Annotated in this window: 16 protein-coding genes and 1 tRNA gene; 9 read left to right on the top strand and 8 right to left on the bottom strand. The window is 56.9% G+C overall.

Features of this window, described 5'->3' with window-relative positions:
• Positions 1-10: 10 nt before the first annotated feature.
• On the bottom strand, positions 11-412 hold the full coding sequence (locus ACR0DY_RS03800) for a VOC family protein (protein WP_480492723.1): 402 nt from the start codon (positions 410-412) through the stop codon (positions 11-13).
• Positions 413-517: 105 nt separating this feature from the next.
• Positions 518-994: a cupin domain-containing protein gene (locus ACR0DY_RS03795; protein WP_480483843.1), complete on the bottom strand. Its 477-nt coding sequence runs from the start codon at positions 992-994 to the stop codon at positions 518-520.
• A gap of 90 nt (positions 995-1,084) precedes the next feature.
• On the opposite strand from ACR0DY_RS03795, the gene ACR0DY_RS03790 reads away from it, so the two are divergent.
• On the top strand, positions 1,085-1,660 hold the full coding sequence (locus ACR0DY_RS03790) for a hypothetical protein (protein ID WP_480483844.1): 576 nt from the start codon (positions 1,085-1,087) through the stop codon (positions 1,658-1,660).
• A gap of 334 nt (positions 1,661-1,994) precedes the next feature.
• Here the strand turns inward: ACR0DY_RS03790 and ACR0DY_RS03785 are convergent, their stop codons facing one another.
• The 5 genes from ACR0DY_RS03785 to ACR0DY_RS03765 all read right to left on the bottom strand — a co-directional run bounded on the left by ACR0DY_RS03785 (position 1,995) and on the right by ACR0DY_RS03765 (position 6,626).
• The gene (locus tag ACR0DY_RS03785; protein WP_480483845.1) at positions 1,995-2,327 is read right to left on the bottom strand and encodes a GlcG/HbpS family heme-binding protein; all 333 of its coding nucleotides are present in this window, start codon (positions 2,325-2,327) and stop codon (positions 1,995-1,997) included.
• 576 nt (positions 2,328-2,903) lie between these two features.
• Positions 2,904-2,980, bottom strand: a tRNA-Arg gene (locus ACR0DY_RS03780).
• Positions 2,981-3,044: 64 nt separating this feature from the next.
• Positions 3,045-4,427 carry an ATP-binding protein gene (locus ACR0DY_RS03775; protein ID WP_480484751.1) on the bottom strand — a complete coding sequence of 461 codons (1,383 nt, stop codon included), beginning with the start codon at positions 4,425-4,427 and terminating at the stop codon, positions 3,045-3,047.
• Between the two features lie 18 nt (positions 4,428-4,445).
• Positions 4,446-5,864, bottom strand: coding sequence for a dihydrolipoyl dehydrogenase family protein (locus tag ACR0DY_RS03770; RefSeq protein ID WP_480547307.1), 1,419 nt, complete (start codon positions 5,862-5,864; stop codon positions 4,446-4,448).
• Positions 5,865-5,867: 3 nt separating this feature from the next.
• Positions 5,868-6,626, bottom strand: coding sequence for a TVP38/TMEM64 family protein (locus ACR0DY_RS03765; protein WP_267366121.1), 759 nt, complete (start codon positions 6,624-6,626; stop codon positions 5,868-5,870).
• Between the two features lie 269 nt (positions 6,627-6,895).
• Here ACR0DY_RS03765 and rpmH point away from each other — a divergent pair, with 269 nt between their 5' ends.
• Genes rpmH through yidD form a run of 3 tightly spaced genes read left to right on the top strand, consistent with a single transcriptional unit; the run spans position 6,896 to position 7,712 of the window.
• Entirely contained in the window at positions 6,896-7,030 is a 135-nt protein-coding gene (rpmH, locus tag ACR0DY_RS03760; protein ID WP_005980833.1) for a 50S ribosomal protein L34, read from the top strand.
• A gap of 26 nt (positions 7,031-7,056) precedes the next feature.
• On the top strand, positions 7,057-7,482 hold the full coding sequence (gene rnpA / locus ACR0DY_RS03755) for a ribonuclease P protein component (RefSeq protein ID WP_267366122.1): 426 nt from the start codon (positions 7,057-7,059) through the stop codon (positions 7,480-7,482).
• Positions 7,479-7,712: a membrane protein insertion efficiency factor YidD gene (gene yidD / locus ACR0DY_RS03750; protein WP_480484753.1), complete on the top strand. Its 234-nt coding sequence runs from the start codon at positions 7,479-7,481 to the stop codon at positions 7,710-7,712. The genes rnpA and yidD overlap by 4 nt, the downstream gene beginning before the upstream one ends.
• Here yidD and ACR0DY_RS03745 read toward each other — a convergent pair.
• Positions 7,709-8,644 carry an alpha/beta fold hydrolase gene (locus ACR0DY_RS03745; protein ID WP_480484754.1) on the bottom strand — a complete coding sequence of 312 codons (936 nt, stop codon included), beginning with the start codon at positions 8,642-8,644 and terminating at the stop codon, positions 7,709-7,711. The genes yidD and ACR0DY_RS03745 overlap by 4 nt on opposite strands.
• 114 nt (positions 8,645-8,758) lie before the next feature.
• Between ACR0DY_RS03745 and ttcA the strand changes: the two genes are divergently transcribed.
• From ttcA to yihA, 5 genes are all read left to right on the top strand, one after another.
• Positions 8,759-9,652: a tRNA 2-thiocytidine(32) synthetase TtcA gene (ttcA, locus tag ACR0DY_RS03740; protein ID WP_480484755.1), complete on the top strand. Its 894-nt coding sequence runs from the start codon at positions 8,759-8,761 to the stop codon at positions 9,650-9,652.
• A 65-nt stretch (positions 9,653-9,717) separates the two neighbouring features.
• Positions 9,718-11,253, top strand: coding sequence for a putative bifunctional diguanylate cyclase/phosphodiesterase (locus ACR0DY_RS03735; RefSeq protein ID WP_480487301.1), 1,536 nt, complete (start codon positions 9,718-9,720; stop codon positions 11,251-11,253).
• A gap of 126 nt (positions 11,254-11,379) precedes the next feature.
• Positions 11,380-13,209, top strand: coding sequence for a membrane protein insertase YidC (gene yidC / locus ACR0DY_RS03730; protein WP_480897825.1), 1,830 nt, complete (start codon positions 11,380-11,382; stop codon positions 13,207-13,209).
• Complete coding sequence (locus tag ACR0DY_RS03725) at positions 13,206-13,943, top strand: MOSC domain-containing protein (RefSeq protein ID WP_480897824.1); 738 nt, start codon at positions 13,206-13,208, stop codon at positions 13,941-13,943. Before yidC ends, ACR0DY_RS03725 begins: the two co-directional genes overlap by 4 nt.
• Positions 13,940-14,593: a ribosome biogenesis GTP-binding protein YihA/YsxC gene (gene yihA / locus ACR0DY_RS03720; RefSeq protein WP_480474029.1), complete on the top strand. Its 654-nt coding sequence runs from the start codon at positions 13,940-13,942 to the stop codon at positions 14,591-14,593. The genes ACR0DY_RS03725 and yihA overlap by 4 nt, the downstream gene beginning before the upstream one ends.
• Positions 14,594-14,648: the final 55 nt, after the last annotated feature.

Genomic DNA, 14,648 nt, shown 5'->3' with positions numbered 1-14,648 from the left:
CGGCCTTGGGTTAATCGGTATTGGCAGCAATGACTTCTATTACATTACCGTCCGGATCCTGAGCAAAGAACGACCGACCATTCCAGGGCAGACTGTCGGGCCATGAGCGTTCGCGAATGATCATTTTCAGGCCTTCGAAACGGGACCGCTCCAGATCGTATTGGGCGTCGGGAACCTCAAAGGCGATGTGGTCGAGCGTTGAAAGCGAAGCATCGATGGAGTGTCCTCTCTCGAATAGAGCGAGAAGTTGCGGGTGCCCGACTTTGCCCAGCGGCGAATTCAGTGCGCCGACTTCCAGAAAAACCACACCGGCTTCGCGGTGATGGAATTTGAAGCCCAGAAAATTTTGATAGAACGCAATTGCCCGGTCCAAGTATTCAACACGAATGGCGATTTCTGCGATGCGAAACATGGTAGTGGTCCTCTCTTGCGGGCGCACACGCGATGCCATTGTGACATTCAAAAAAACGAAGCATTGACCATAAGCAGCCGCTGATAGCCGTCGATTCATCGCTCTTTAGGCGCGGTGATCTGCAACCTCCGGCGCGAGTATCGTCATGCCCAACGAAGATGCTTTTGCAACCAGGGCCGGGATATCTGGAGGACCGCTCGGCGGCAAAGGCCGCGTTGCGCCCTCGGGCAATTCGGATCCGACGGACGTAAAGAACCGCTCGTGCATCACGCCGGGGGCGTTCACTATCAGTAGTTTCGCTTCCTCTGAGACACCGGAAAAGGCGTGTATCGCTCCATCAGGGACTGTTAGAAACATGCCTTTCTTCGCAACGATGTCTTCTCCATCGACGTGAAAAGCAACTTCACCATCCAGTACGTAGAATGCTTCCATTTCGCCGGCGTGCATATTTGGTGGGGCACCTGCGCCCTTTGGAACAATGCACTCTATGACGCAGTACTTGCCGTCGGTTTCGTCAGGATACGCCAGAAATTTAACGACATTTCCCAAGACATCGTAGGTGCGGTGACGTTGGACGTTCATTGGCTTCTCCTTGTTGATTCTAGTTCGCATTTACGCAATTATGATACATATGTCTCATTATGAGGCAAGTGTCTTATTTTGGAGTGCTTGATGGCGCCAAGTCTCAGCAAACGATCCAGAACCCGCGAAGCGATTCTTGAGGGCGCGCGAAGTCTGATGTTGCGTGGCGAAACCGTAACTGTTGCGGCCGCAGCGGCAGAGAAAGGAATTTCGCGCGCGACTGCGTACCGGTATTTTTCGGACCCGCAGATTTTGGCCAACGAAGCAGGACTTGCCGTGGCTGTGCGTCCTTACGAAGAGGTGGTCGCAGGACATGAGGGCGCACGGAAAAAAACGATTGCGGTCGCTCTGTATATTTTCGACCTCTCAGTCGAAAATGAAGCGGCCTTCCGTCAGTTCCTTGCGCGTAGCTTGGATGCCTGGCTCGTGCATGGTCCCGGCGACAGGCGCGGCGCGCGGCGGGTCGAAATGTTCAGAAACGCCCTTTGCTCGGCAAATCTTTCACCCACTGAGAAGACCCGTTTGGTGAACGGGCTGACAGCAGCATCAGGTTCGGAGGCCATGATAGCTTTGTATGATATTGCCAAAACCGACCCAAAAGCGGCGCGCGCTGCAATCCGCGATGTCGCCGAGGCGCTCCTAGACAAGTTCGGAGTCACCGAATGAAGTGCGCCGCTTCCGACCGCCAAACGTGATCGAGCTAAAGACTGCGCGCCAGGCAAGACATCAACGCCAAACCAAATTGACCATCTTCCGCACAAGCTGCGCGGTGTTCAACGAAGTACTGAGCGCACAGCCAAGGTCTGCGAGACTGGCTGCGGTCGCAGCGTCAGACCAGAGCGCTGAGTGTCTGTTGGGGGCCGCGAGTGATGGTGTTGCGCAGTGCACAAATATCCACTTCTTGAATAATGTCGCCCAGGGCAAACGCCTTTTGATTGACGCACAACCGCGGCCCATTGCGCTGCAAACAGCTCCGCATGCCGTGGCGGTAAAACTCGATTCAATCGCCCAGACCAATAGCCACCAAACCAGCCAGAACGCACTGAATATCATCAGGACCGGCTGCGCCGGACACACCCATAGCACCGATCAATACACCGTCTTCAAAAATGGGAACTCCGCCATCCCAAGCACACAGGCCCGGACGGTTCAGCAGACCCATCTCCAAATTCGGATGCGAGGACATGCGTTCAGCAAACGCCCGCGTGGTTTTTCCCAGACCTCGAATACCATGGACAGGTGCCATGTCTTGAACCCGATGTAGCTGGCCAAAATAGATGCTGTGATAGATGTCATCCCGGTCGCCCCCAAAGATCCAACTTTCATCACCCAAATCTGGCGCGCCGATTTCATACCCCCGCGGCCGTCACCGCCGCGACACGCCGCGCAGTTTTCCTCGAAAATCAATCCATCGGCTTTAGCCGCCGTCGCATCATGTTGCTGTCCAGACAGGGACAAATCAAATTCCTTGACACCTTTGACCTGCTGTTTTCGATCATGCCATCCGCTCCAAAGGCAAGCATCTGTGCAATCCTTGTACCGTCATGACGCGCGTTACTGTCCCCTTGTGGGCCAGTGGGATTTGGGCAAGCCAAACGCCCCTGCCCATCAGGGGTAAGACGCTGCCTTCCCCCTCGGGCAACCTATTAGACAAAACCGTGTCCTCGGCTGTGCCTGCGGGCCGCACCACTATTGTCGAATAGCATTGCCTCGCCCCCATCCGTGTCGCCATGTGGCAGATCAGCAGGAACAGGCGCTTTCGGCGCCTTATCTGCAAATCAGTCCTGATTTTCCCAATAGGAAGTCAGGATCAATGAAATCGGTCTAAGTGCTGGCTGAAGGAAGTGAGGCGAAAATGGCAAGGTCCTGTCGCTGGTGCAGAACTAATGTCGCCTTTTAGGGAAACCAGTGGCGGACCGAGGAGGATTCGAACCCCCGACCCCTTGATTCGTAGTCAAGTACTCTATCCAGCTGAGCTATCGGTCCGCGTTGGTGAGGCGCTGTTTAGACCTGTGGTCAAAGACGTGCAAGCCGATTCTTCAAAAAAAAATCAAAAAGTCATGTCTCCACGCGGAAGCCTGATTTCAAAGATCGTTCCATCGGGTCCGGTCTCCTTCAGTGTCAGGTTACCGCCATGCCCGCGCACCAGTTCCTGTGAGATTGCAAGGCCCAGGCCAGAGCCTCCTTTGCGGACCCCACCCTGAAACGGTGTGAACAGGTTTTCACGTGCTTTTGGCGGAAGACCCGGCCCGGTGTCGCGAATTTCAAGACACCAGGCATCCTGATATTCACACCCGACGATGGTGATGTGACCCGGCTTACCCGAGGCTTCCAACGCCTGTCTTGCGTTACGCACGAGGTTCATGATGACACGAAACAACTGCTCGGGGTCGGCGCGGGCGATCAGATCTTCCGGCACTTCGTTCACGATCTCGACGCAGCCCCCTGCGACCGCCAGCTGTTCGCTGGTGGCGACATCAGCCGCAATTGTCCGCAGGGGCACCATCGTCAAGGTGGGCGCAGGTTCTTCTGCACGGCCGAATGCCAATGTGCTTTCACACAGCGATACAGCACGGGTGATCGAATTCACCAACTTCGGAGCCATTCGCCGGACCAGCGGGTCATCACTGGATTCGATCCTGTCCGTGAACAGCTGCGCCGATGTCAGAATGTTGCGCAGGTCATGGCTGACCTTTGCAACCGCCCCACCCAGTTGCGCCAACCGCTCGCGCTGTTTGAGAGCCTGCGTCAGTTCCGTTTGCAGCATCTTCAGCGCTTCTTCCGCCTCGCGCAATTCTGTCACTCTGGAATTCGGAGAGATGATGCCGCGCGCATCTTCGGGTGCGCTGGCATAGCGCTGCATATATCCAACCACGCTTTTGATGGGCCGGACAAGAACCACGCGCACCGCAAGGAACAGTAAGGACGCCGTGATGATCGAGATGACAAAGGACAGCCCCAGAATGCGCAGGCCGTAATCAACCATCGCCATACGGAGGGGAGCGCTGTCGATGGTGACCTCGATCAGCAGTCCCGCGCCCTTGACCGGCTCGCCAATGATACGAATGACTTCATTTTCAGGTATGAATATCCGGCTCACCGCATCCCGGATCAAAATCCATGGACCGGCATCCCGTAGATCAAATGTTTTGGTGATTGCCTCTGGAATCGGAGACGACAGCATGAGTTGGCGGACTTCATCCCGACGCAACACAACGTTGTAGACACCGGCATTCGCCAGCAATTCCGCCTCAAGATCTTCGGCCAGCATATCATCTGCCAACAAAGCCAGCGATGCGATCTGAGCGCGTTCCAGACGGTTCAGTAGGAAATCCTCGCGGAACCGGGCTATCGACGGGACAAAGATCAGGATTTCGGCCAACATAACGAAGACCGTCGTCAGGATCAGAAATCGGCCCGACAGCGAGTTCAATTTACGCTCCTTTACAGGTCAGGGAATCCAACGCTGAACAAACCTGACCACACGTTTAACTGTCTGATTCTCAAACAGCCTTGGAGAGAAATAAGCGCCAGCAACGCGTTTGTTAAGCTCTCCGATTGTCGGATAGGGTGAAACCATAGCAGCGATCTGTCCCATCTTCAGATTATTGGCCAAAGCCAGCGACCACATGTTTATCAACTCGCCCGCCTGATGGCCCACAATCGTGGCGCCGACGGGCCTGCCCTTCACCACCATGACCTTTATGAACCCTTTGGTTTTGCGCTCGGCCAAAGCGCGGTCATTGTGGTGAAAATCAAAGCGCGCAACCTCCAGCCTGTCGCCATGCCGGTCGCGGGCCTGAGCTTCGGTCAGACCTACCTGTGCCAGTTCAGGATCGGTGAACGTTGCCCATGGGATATGCGCCGTTTTCGCCCTGGTGGGCAGGCCGAACAAGGCGGATCGAATGATGATACCCGCATGATACCCGGCAACATGGGTGAATTGCAGCCCCCCCACGACATCGCCAATCGCATAGACCCGGCGGTTTGACGTCCGCAAGCTGCCATCCGTCTTGATTCCGTTTCTGGTGCGGTCAATTCCCGCCGCAGTCAGTTTCAGACGCTCGATATTGGCTTTGCGCCCTGCGGCGATCAAAAGGTGAGAGCCCCGGTGAATATCGCCGTTCTCGGTCACGACCTCCACAACGCCATCCTTTCCGCGAATCTGGGCCACCACGGCGTTTTCGTGGATCACGACACCTTCACTGCGCAAAGCCTCCAGCACAACGGACGCGGCCTCGGGGTCGTCTTTGCCCAACGCCTTTTGCCCTTCAACGACTGTTACTTTACAGCCCAAACGGACATGAGCCTGCGCCATTTCCATACCCACAGGACCACCGCCAATGATCAGCAGGTGTTCCGGACGCTCGCGCAGGTCGAAGATGGTTTCGTTTGTTTGATAAGATACAGTGTCCAGACCAGGGATTGGCGGAACCATTGGCGACGACCCGGTCGCAATCACGATCCGGCGCGCGGTGATGACATGATCTCCGGCCTGCACTTTGGTCGGGGAGATAAAGCTGCCATATTCGCGGATCACCTGGACACCAAAACCTTCAAAGCGTTCCTGGCTGTCCATCGGTTCGATCTGGGCAATCACATCCCGCACATGATCCTTCGCCGCCGCATAGTCGATCTGAGGGTTTACATCGGCCACGCCAAACGCGGCGGAATGCGCCTGACCAAAGGCCGCTTTGCCGCTTGCGATCAGCGCTTTCGACGGGACGCAGCCGAAGTTCAGGCAGTCGCCGCCCATCTTGTGCCCTTCCAGAAGGATCACCTTCGCACCCATCTGGCTGGCACCGGCCGCAACCGATAACCCACCGGACCCGGCCCCAATGACCAGGATATCTGTCTTGAGGTGTTGCATGGGTCAGGCGTCCTTTCCGCCACGCAGGGACTTGATGACAATCGGCAAAGCAGCCAGCACACACAAGCCGACAATGGGGCCAATGACGAAGGGTTCCCACAACAAAGATACGTCCGGTGTTTCGCCACGGTCGAACACACCGCCCAGCCCAACGCCGATCCAGGTGTAAACGATACCCCCCGGAATAATGCCCAGCGCCGTCGTGATCAGAAAATTGCGAAATTTGACGCCCACCAGCGCAGGCACCAGATTGGCCACAAAGAACGGCACAACCGGGACAAGCCGCAGCAGGAACAGCACCGAGATTTCGTTCTCGCGCAACCTGTCTTTCAGCTTCCCAATCGTCCCCTTTGAAGCATCCAGCCGGGCCGTCAAAGCATTGCCCAACCCCCAGCGGGCAGCCAAAAAGATGGCCGATGCGCCAATAGTGGCCGAAAATACATTGAACACCGTTCCGGCAAACAGTCCAAACAGGAACCCACCTGTCATCGAGGCGACAGCAGCCCCGGGCAGCGAAAACGCGACGATTACGATATAGACGGCAACGAACCCGGCCACCATGGCCCAATAGTTTGCGTCCCGCCACGCCAGCAACGCTTCGCGGTTGTCGCGCAGGGTTTCGAAAGTCAGGTAATCACCCAGCGTGAAAAACCCCACCGCGGCGACACCGAGAATCACCAGCAAGGGGATATGACGCGCCAACCCGTTTCGTGGAGCGTGGCTTGTTTCGGACATCTGGCCTTCCGGTTCTTCTTGCTTCATCTTACGCCCAACATGCGCTGCTTGCGCTTTTGGCAACAGGGGGTTCACGGGGCCTTGATCTATGTGGCCGCGAACGTGACAGTTTCAGACGATAATCGACCGATTTGAAATCTTTTCTGCATCCGGTTTACAGAATTGTTGCAAAAGCCGCGAAAACCGGACCGTTGGGGTTTGACTTACACTTCGCTTGGCAGTAGAGGACGGGCTTCGAACACTAGGGCCAGGCGAATCCGCGCCGCACCCGACCGCTATAGATTGGAGACGGAGCGATGAAACGCACCTATCAGCCTTCGAACCTGGTTCGCAAACGCCGCCACGGTTTCCGCGCGCGCATGGCCACCAAAGCCGGCCGCAAGATCCTGAACGCACGCCGCGCCCGCGGCCGCAAATCGCTGAGCGCGTAAAACCGCCCACCGATCAGGGTATGAACATGACGCCGCCGGAGGCCCCTGAGGATGGTAAGAACCACCCCGGGAATACGCCCCCGGCGGCTTCTGTTTGTCTACCCACATCCCTGACGATCCTGAAAAAAAGAGCCGATTTCCTGAAAGCCGCCCGCGCGCGCAGGCAGGGAACGTCTTCGATGATGGTGCAGGCCCGCAGACGCGCTCCGGATGAAGCGGTGGGGCTGCGCGTTGGCTTTACCTGCTCAAAGAAAGTCGGCAACGCCGTGGCCCGCAATCGTGCCAAGCGCCGCCTGAGAGAAGTCGCACGGGCCGTCTTGCCTGTGTCTGGTCTTGAAGGTTGGGACTATGTGCTGATCGGGCGGGCTGATGTAACCGCCGATCTTCCTTATGACGTCCTGCTGAGCGACTTGCGGTATGCGCTTCGCAAAGTGCATGCGGATCGCAAATGACCTTTCTGTCCCATATCGTCGCCCTGCCCGTTCGCGCGTACCGGCTGATTTTCAGCCCCTGGGTTGGTTTCAACTGCCGCTATCAGCCCACATGCTCGGCCTATGCACTGGAAGCATTGGAAAAACATGGCGCGATCCGGGGATCGTGGCTGGCTGCACACCGGATATGCCGATGCCACCCCTGGGGCGGTGACGGTTACGATCCGGTGCCCGACAATTCCGACCCTTAAATCAACGCCAGGTTGCCGCGGTCGGTGAAGCTGCGGGTCGGAATGACCTCTCGGTCCAGTTTCCCCATCAACGTATGGTGCAAGTCTTCGAAAAACCGAGGCGAATCAAAATACCAATTGTGTGTCGCCGAAGGCCCATCCCCGTATTCATCGCGGGTATTCTTGAAATGGGACCCGCAATACAGATTGACCGCTTTCTCAGGCCGGTCGTTTGGCATTCCGACACGGCCCAGTCGGCGCGATACTCCGACACGCTTGACCTCTGAAATCGACAAAACCTCGTCAAAGGGGCTGTAATAGCATGTCAGCCTGGTACAACGTCGCATCAGAGAGGACGTCTTGGAACTGCCGTCACGGAACGATTTCGCGGATACATCCGCCGCGACAAACGCGATCTGACTGGTCATCCAGCTGTGTTGCGCGGTTTCATGGTCGTCATCGGCATAATCCATGGCTTCGCGCACCAAGAACGTGCCCATGGAATGCGCCAGAACATGGACGTTATACCGGCAATCCGCGGTCTGCATCCTGGACAGCCGCGTGATCCCGTGACTGAACAATTTTTCTGCCGCACGCCGCGCGTCAGCCCGGTCAACGTTATAGCCCAGAACCGATCCATCGCTTGGCCAATCATAGCTGATGACCACACCGTTAAAGCCATGCGCCTCGAGACCGGTGCGTATTTTGCGGTGACGTTCCAGCATCTGATATTGCTCGGTATTGAACCCGTGCACGAAGACGACAATATGCCCATTCTCGGTAGCCGTCGCCCCGGCTTCGGCCTGAATCCGGCTTATCCATTGAGACTGCGGTATTTCATGCTGCCGTGCCGGTTGCCCGACATTTCCCGGAATAGCCAGATATCGCGCGGCACCCATCTTGTTTGAATAGTGATCGCCGCTGCGGGCGCGGACCGAAAAGAAGTAGTCCATAATATACCTCCTGAAAAATACGCGCAGGGTAACACGGGTGCAACTACGCTCCAAACGCGGTTGATCCTGCTTCTACGCCTTGCCCGGGCCTTCGGTCCACTGTAACCACGGCGCATGTTTGATGATGCAGACGATATCCACCCCCTGTTTGCCGGCGCGCCCTCGACAACCGAGTTCAAGAAGCTGCGCAAACGTATTGTGCGCCAGACCCGTGAAGCGATCGAGCAATACGGGATGGTGGATCCGTCCGCCCACGACAAGGATGGCAAGCCACCCCGCTGGCTGGTCTGTCTTTCGGGTGGCAAGGACAGCTATACATTGCTGGCCGTTCTCTACGAGCTCAAATGGCGGGGCCTGTTGCCTGTCGATCTGCTGGCCTGCAATCTGGATCAGGGCCAGCCGGGCTTTCCGGCCACGGTCCTGCCCGAGTTTCTGGGTCGAATGGACGTACCGCATCGGGTCGAATATCAGGACACATATTCCGTTGTGATGGACAAGGTCCCGCAGGGCCGGACCTTTTGCGCCCTGTGTTCCCGTTTGCGCCGTGGCAACCTCTATCGCATCGCGCGCGAGGAGGGATGCTCGGCGGTCGTTCTGGGGCACCACCGCGACGATATCCTTGAGACGTTTTTTATGAACCTGTTCCACGGCGGTCGTCTTGCCACGATGCCGCCGAAACTGGTGAACGAAGAAGGCGATCTTTTTGTATTCCGCCCGCTCGCCCATGTCGCCGAAGCCGATTGCGAGAAATTTGCAAAGGCGATGCAATACCCGATCATTCCCTGTGACCTGTGCGGCAGTCAGGATGGGTTGCAGCGCCAGCAGGTCAAACAGATTCTGGATCAATGGGAAAAGAACAGCCCGGGTCGGCGACAGGTTATGTTCCGAGCGTTAACAAATGCGCGGCCATCGCACCTTCTGGATGGAAAGCTATTTGATTTCATTAACCTTTCGCTAAATTCCAACGAAAATTCCGGGAATTTGGAAGAGATTCCGCTTCTGCGTTAACGACTGACTCAGACTGGTTTCATAGGCTTTGCCTTGTGCAGATCATGCCCAAGGCCAGAAAGCTGATGCGGAACCATCCCCTTACCGACCGTTTTGTCCATTCGTTGAAAACCGTTCTGGGCGGCCCAGCCGCGCTGGCCTTTGTTCCGGCGCTTTGTCTGAGTGCATTCTGGATTGGGGGTGAACAGGCCCTGGTTGCACTGGCCCTGATTTTGCCTCTGATCGTCGCAGGCATCAATGCGTTCGCAGCCAATCCGTCGCGTAAGGGGCTTTGGCGTCCAGGCGGTCTGCTGTCAAAGGACCAGTTTGAAACAGTTTTGGAGAAGGTATTTGCCGACGCCCGCCTGAAGGGGGAAAACTCGGCCTGTTTCGCGGTGGTTCTGGATGACTTTACGCAATTGCTTGATCTGCACGGACAGGCGGCGGCAAACCACGTTGCACAGCAATTCTGCTCGCGCGTTTTGTCCATGATCCGCTCAAATGATTGCGCAACCCGGATGGGTGGAAACAGGATGATGGTTGTTCTGCACCCGGCACGGCAACTGGATTTGGAAGCTTGTATTCAGATGTCGGGCCGTATGCAAAACGCCGTAGAAGATCCCATCATGCTGAATGGTACCGGCGTGTATATGTCCTGTTCCATCGGCTTTTGCCTGAGCAGCAATATCACTGACGGCTCTGCAATCGATTGGCAGGAGGCCGCAAATAACGCCCTTTTGGAGGCACAACAAAACGGGCCATCCACGATTCGCGCTTTTTCCTCTCAGACGCGCAGACGGGCACAGGTCAGGATCAACTTGCGCAAAGAATTCGAAGCGGCGCTGGACAGCGGTGAGATCCGTCCATGGTTTCAACCCCAGATCTCAACCGATACCGGGCGTATCAGCGGGTTTGAAGCTCTGGCCCGCTGGGAACATCCGAAAAAAGGGGTTCTTGCCCCCAATGTGTTCCTGCCCTTTGCCGAACAGGCCGAACTGATGGACCGGTTGGGTCAGGCCATGCGGCATCATTCCTTTTCCGCAATGCGCGACTGGGATCGGTCCATGCTGTCGGTGCCGCGCATCGGGATCAACTTTTCATCTGACGAACTGCGCAATCCGGGCCTGATCGACCGTCTGAAATGGGAACTGGATCAATTCGATCTGACCCCTGACAGGTTGGCGGTCGAGGTGTTGGAGACCGTGTTCTCCAGACGGCCCGACGATGTCATAACCCGCAACGTCACCGGGCTTGCCGCAATGGGGTGCTGTATTGATCTGGACGATTTCGGGACAGGACATGCCTCGATCGGTTCTATCAAACGGTTCAACGTATCGCGCATCAAGATCGACAGGTCTTTTGTTGCCAAAGCGGATCTGGACCCAAGCCAGCAACAGCTTGCCAGCGCCATTCTGATGATGGCAGAACGTTTGCATCTGGAAACTCTGGCCGAAGGTGTCGAAACGCCGGGTGAGCACGCTTTGATGGCCCAACTGGGTTGCGATCATGTTCAGGGATTTGGCATCGGCAAGCCCATGCCATTCGAAAAAACCAAGGATTGGATCACGTCTTACCGCAACAAGGTCGACGGTGTTCCCAAAATCGGGCGGAAAACGCGGTAGGGAACCGGAAATCGCGGTAAAGAAGACCCCTCCGTGACGAAATGACGGGCGATTCCGCTTGACCTTTGGGTCTGCACTCTGTTGAACCCTGCGGGTGTCTTTCACTGCTCAAGGTGGCTGTCCCCGATGGACGATCAGAACAAGAACCTTATCCTCGCAACCGCGCTCAGCTTTATCGTGATCCTGGTCTGGTTCGTGCTGTTCCCCCCTCCGGAACAGACGACAACCCCGGATCAGGCTGAAGTAACCAGCGTCGAAGGCAGTGAGGTTCAGACGCCCAGTGCGGCCGACACCAGTACTGTCGGAGAGGCAACTGCGGCAGCTGCCGAAGCTGAACCCGAGGCCGAAGCGCCCCGCATCAATATCGACACGCCCCGCCTGACCGGTAGCCTGTCGCTTGCTGGCGGTCGGATCGACGAGCTGTCATTGAAAGACTACAAGGTCTCGCTGGCCGAGGATTCTCCGATTGTCGAGTTGTTGTCGCCAGTCGGATCGCAATCCGCCTATTACGCCCTCTATGGCTGGGCTCCTGGCGCGGGCCTGACCGGTGCAGATGTTCCCGGACCAAATACCATCTGGACGCTTGAGCAGGGCGAAACCCTGGGTGTTGACACACCTGTGACGCTGGCCTGGGAAAACGGCAATGGACTGACGTTCCGCCGCACCATCGCGGTTGACGAGAACTACATGTTCACGGTCACGCAATCTGTCGAAAACGCCACCGGGGTTGAAATTGGATTGGCACCTTATGGCATTCTTGCGCGCCACGGCATTGGCGAAGACGGGGACCTGCCGGACCTGAAGAACTTCTTCATTCTGCATGAGGGTGTGATCGGTATGGCCGACGGCACTCTGACCGAAGTGGACTATGGCGACGTTCGTGATTTCGATATCGACCCGGACGAGCGCGCTCAGGCCGAGGTGTTTCAGGTCAAGGAAAACGGCTGGATCGGGTTCACTGATCACTTCTGGATGACCACGCTGATCCCGGAACCCGGTTCTGCGTTCAAGGCGGCTGCCAAATACGACTCGCGTCGCAAGATTTACCAGACAGAAACGGTACTTCCGACGCTGACCGTGGCACCGGGTGCGACCGAGCAGGTGACAACCCAGCTGTTTGCGGGTGCAAAAGAGTGGGAGACCATCCGCGAATACCAGGCTGACGGTGTGCAGAAATTCATCGACAGCATCGACTGGGGCTGGTTCTTCTTCCTGACCAAGCCGATTTTCTGGCTGCTGCACAACATTCATGCACTGATCGGCAATATGGGTTGGTCCATTATCGGCCTGACGCTGATCATCAAGGCAATCCTGTTCCCGCTGGCCTTCAAATCCTACGTCTCGATGGCGAAGATGAAGGAACTGCAGCCGCAGATGGAAGCCCTGAAGGAAGCCGCGGGCGACGATCGTCAGAAGATGCAGCAGGGCATGATGGAGCTGTACAAGAAGGAAAAGGTGAACCCCGCTGCCGGTTGTTTGCCGATCCTGTTACAGATCCCGATCTTCTTTTCACTGTACAAGGTGATCTTCGTCACGATCGAACTGCGTCAGGCACCGTGGTTCGGCCCGTTCAGGGACCTGAGCGCACCTGACCCGACCTCGATCATGAACCTCTTTGGCTTGCTGCCCTGGGCTGGCCCGCAGCCGGACACCCTGATGGCGCTGATCTTTATCGGTATTCTGCCGCTGCTGCTGGGGATCTCGATGTGGCTGCAACAGAAACTGAACCCGGCACCAACCGATGCCACACAAGCGATGATCTTCGCGTGGATGCCGTGGGTCTTCATGTTCATGCTGGGCGGCTTTGCCAGCGGTCTGGTCGTGTACTGGATTGCGAACAACACGATCACATTTACGCAGCAATATCTGATCATGCGTAGTCAGGGGTATACGCCGGATGTGTTCGGAAACATCAAATCCGGATTTAAGCGATTGCCGAACACGGACAAGAAATGAGCGGAACAGTTTCAGGCCTTTGGCGTCACCCGATCAAAAGCCATGGGCGCGAAGCCCTGAGCCAGATTACCCTCAACCCCGGGCAGACCATGCCCGGGGATCGCGTTTGGGCCGTTGCCCATGAAGCGGCCAAGACCGACGGAACGGAATGGGCCCCATGTGTAAATTTCAGCCGCGGTTCAAAAGCCCCCAAGCTTATGGCGATTTGGGCGAAACTGGACGGCGAGCAGGTCACGTTGCGCCACCCGGACCGCCCGGATCTGAGCTTTCACCCCGACACGGAGCACTCGGTTTTCCTGAACTGGGTAAAACCGCTTATGCCCTCGGATCGCGCTGCGTCCGCCCGAATTGTCCGGGTGCCCGGGCGCGGCATGACCGATACCGATTTCCCGTCAATCAGCCTGTGCAACATGGCCTCTCATCGCGCTGTTGAACAAAAGCTGGGCCAGTCTTTATCTGCGGCACGGTGGCGGGGAAACATCTGGTTCGAAGGCCTGCCTGAGTGGGATGAATTCGACTGGCTGGGCCGTGACCTTCGCATTGGCGAAACCGTACTCCGGGTTCGCGAGCGTATCATTCGCTGTCTGGCCACCACTGCAAATCCGGAAACCGGCGAACGCGACGCGGATACTCTGGGCGCGCTGAACAGCTGGGATCATCAGGATTTCGGTGTCTATGCAGAAGTCATTCAGGGTGGTGAAATCCGCCTGAATGATACGCTGGAGTTGCTATGACCACGCTTCCGTTTCCGCTGGCCGAAGAGCCGGATGACTTCGCCAAAGAACGCGGTCGCAAACTGTTTGCCGGCCCGTCTGAATTTATCAAAGGCGTGGTCGCCATGACGGGCCTGCCCGCCCCTGACCGGTTGGAGGTTTGCTTTGCCGGGCGCTCGAATGTCGGCAAATCCAGCCTGATCAACGCGCTAACCGGAACCAAGGGTCTGGCGCGTGCCTCGAACACACCTGGCCGCACGCAAGAAATCAACTTCTTCACGCAAGGCCCAGACCTCTATCTGGTGGACCTGCCGGGCTATGGGTATGCCAATGCACCGGTTAACGTGGTTGAAAAATGGCAGAAGCTTCTCAAGCAATACCTGAGCGGTCGTCAGACACTGCGCCGTGCCTTTGTCCTGATCGACGCGCGACACGGGGTAAAACCGGTCGACGCTGAAATCATGAAATTGCTGGATACCAGTGCCGTGACCTTTCAATGCGTCCTTACTAAGGCCGACAAGGTCAAGGCCAACGAGCGCGAGAAGGTTCTGGAACAAACCCGTGCGGCTTTGTCCAAACATCCCGCAGCATTCCCGGAAATCGTCCTGACCTCGTCCGAAAAAGGCGACGGGATTCCGACCCTGCGCTCGATCATTGCGCATCTGGAATAGCTTCGCCCTTGGCAGCGCGGTGCAAAGGCCCTAACACGGACGGTCAGAGGGACCC

It is taken from the genome of Ruegeria sp. O6 (assembly GCF_056535045.1).
This window is presented reverse-complemented; position numbering and strand designations above follow the sequence as displayed.

Coding starts and splice junctions, on each gene's coding strand:
- ACR0DY_RS03795 (WP_480483843.1), bottom strand. CDS start 994: ATGAACGTCCAACGTCACCGCACCTACGATGTCTTGGGAAATGTCGTT.
- rnpA (WP_267366122.1), top strand. CDS start 7,057: ATGACGCCGCCGGAGGCCCCTGAGGATGGTAAGAACCACCCCGGGAAT.
- yihA (WP_480474029.1), top strand. CDS start 13,940: ATGACCACGCTTCCGTTTCCGCTGGCCGAAGAGCCGGATGACTTCGCC.
- rpmH (WP_005980833.1), top strand. CDS start 6,896: ATGAAACGCACCTATCAGCCTTCGAACCTGGTTCGCAAACGCCGCCAC.
- ACR0DY_RS03790 (WP_480483844.1), top strand. CDS start 1,085: ATGGCGCCAAGTCTCAGCAAACGATCCAGAACCCGCGAAGCGATTCTT.
- ACR0DY_RS03800 (WP_480492723.1), bottom strand. CDS start 412: ATGTTTCGCATCGCAGAAATCGCCATTCGTGTTGAATACTTGGACCGG.
- ttcA (WP_480484755.1), top strand. CDS start 8,759: ATGTTTGATGATGCAGACGATATCCACCCCCTGTTTGCCGGCGCGCCC.
- ACR0DY_RS03765 (WP_267366121.1), bottom strand. CDS start 6,626: ATGAAGCAAGAAGAACCGGAAGGCCAGATGTCCGAAACAAGCCACGCT.
- yidD (WP_480484753.1), top strand. CDS start 7,479: ATGACCTTTCTGTCCCATATCGTCGCCCTGCCCGTTCGCGCGTACCGG.
- ACR0DY_RS03745 (WP_480484754.1), bottom strand. CDS start 8,644: ATGGACTACTTCTTTTCGGTCCGCGCCCGCAGCGGCGATCACTATTCA.
- yidC (WP_480897825.1), top strand. CDS start 11,380: ATGGACGATCAGAACAAGAACCTTATCCTCGCAACCGCGCTCAGCTTT.
- ACR0DY_RS03770 (WP_480547307.1), bottom strand. CDS start 5,864: ATGCAACACCTCAAGACAGATATCCTGGTCATTGGGGCCGGGTCCGGT.
- ACR0DY_RS03735 (WP_480487301.1), top strand. CDS start 9,718: ATGCGGAACCATCCCCTTACCGACCGTTTTGTCCATTCGTTGAAAACC.
- ACR0DY_RS03725 (WP_480897824.1), top strand. CDS start 13,206: ATGAGCGGAACAGTTTCAGGCCTTTGGCGTCACCCGATCAAAAGCCAT.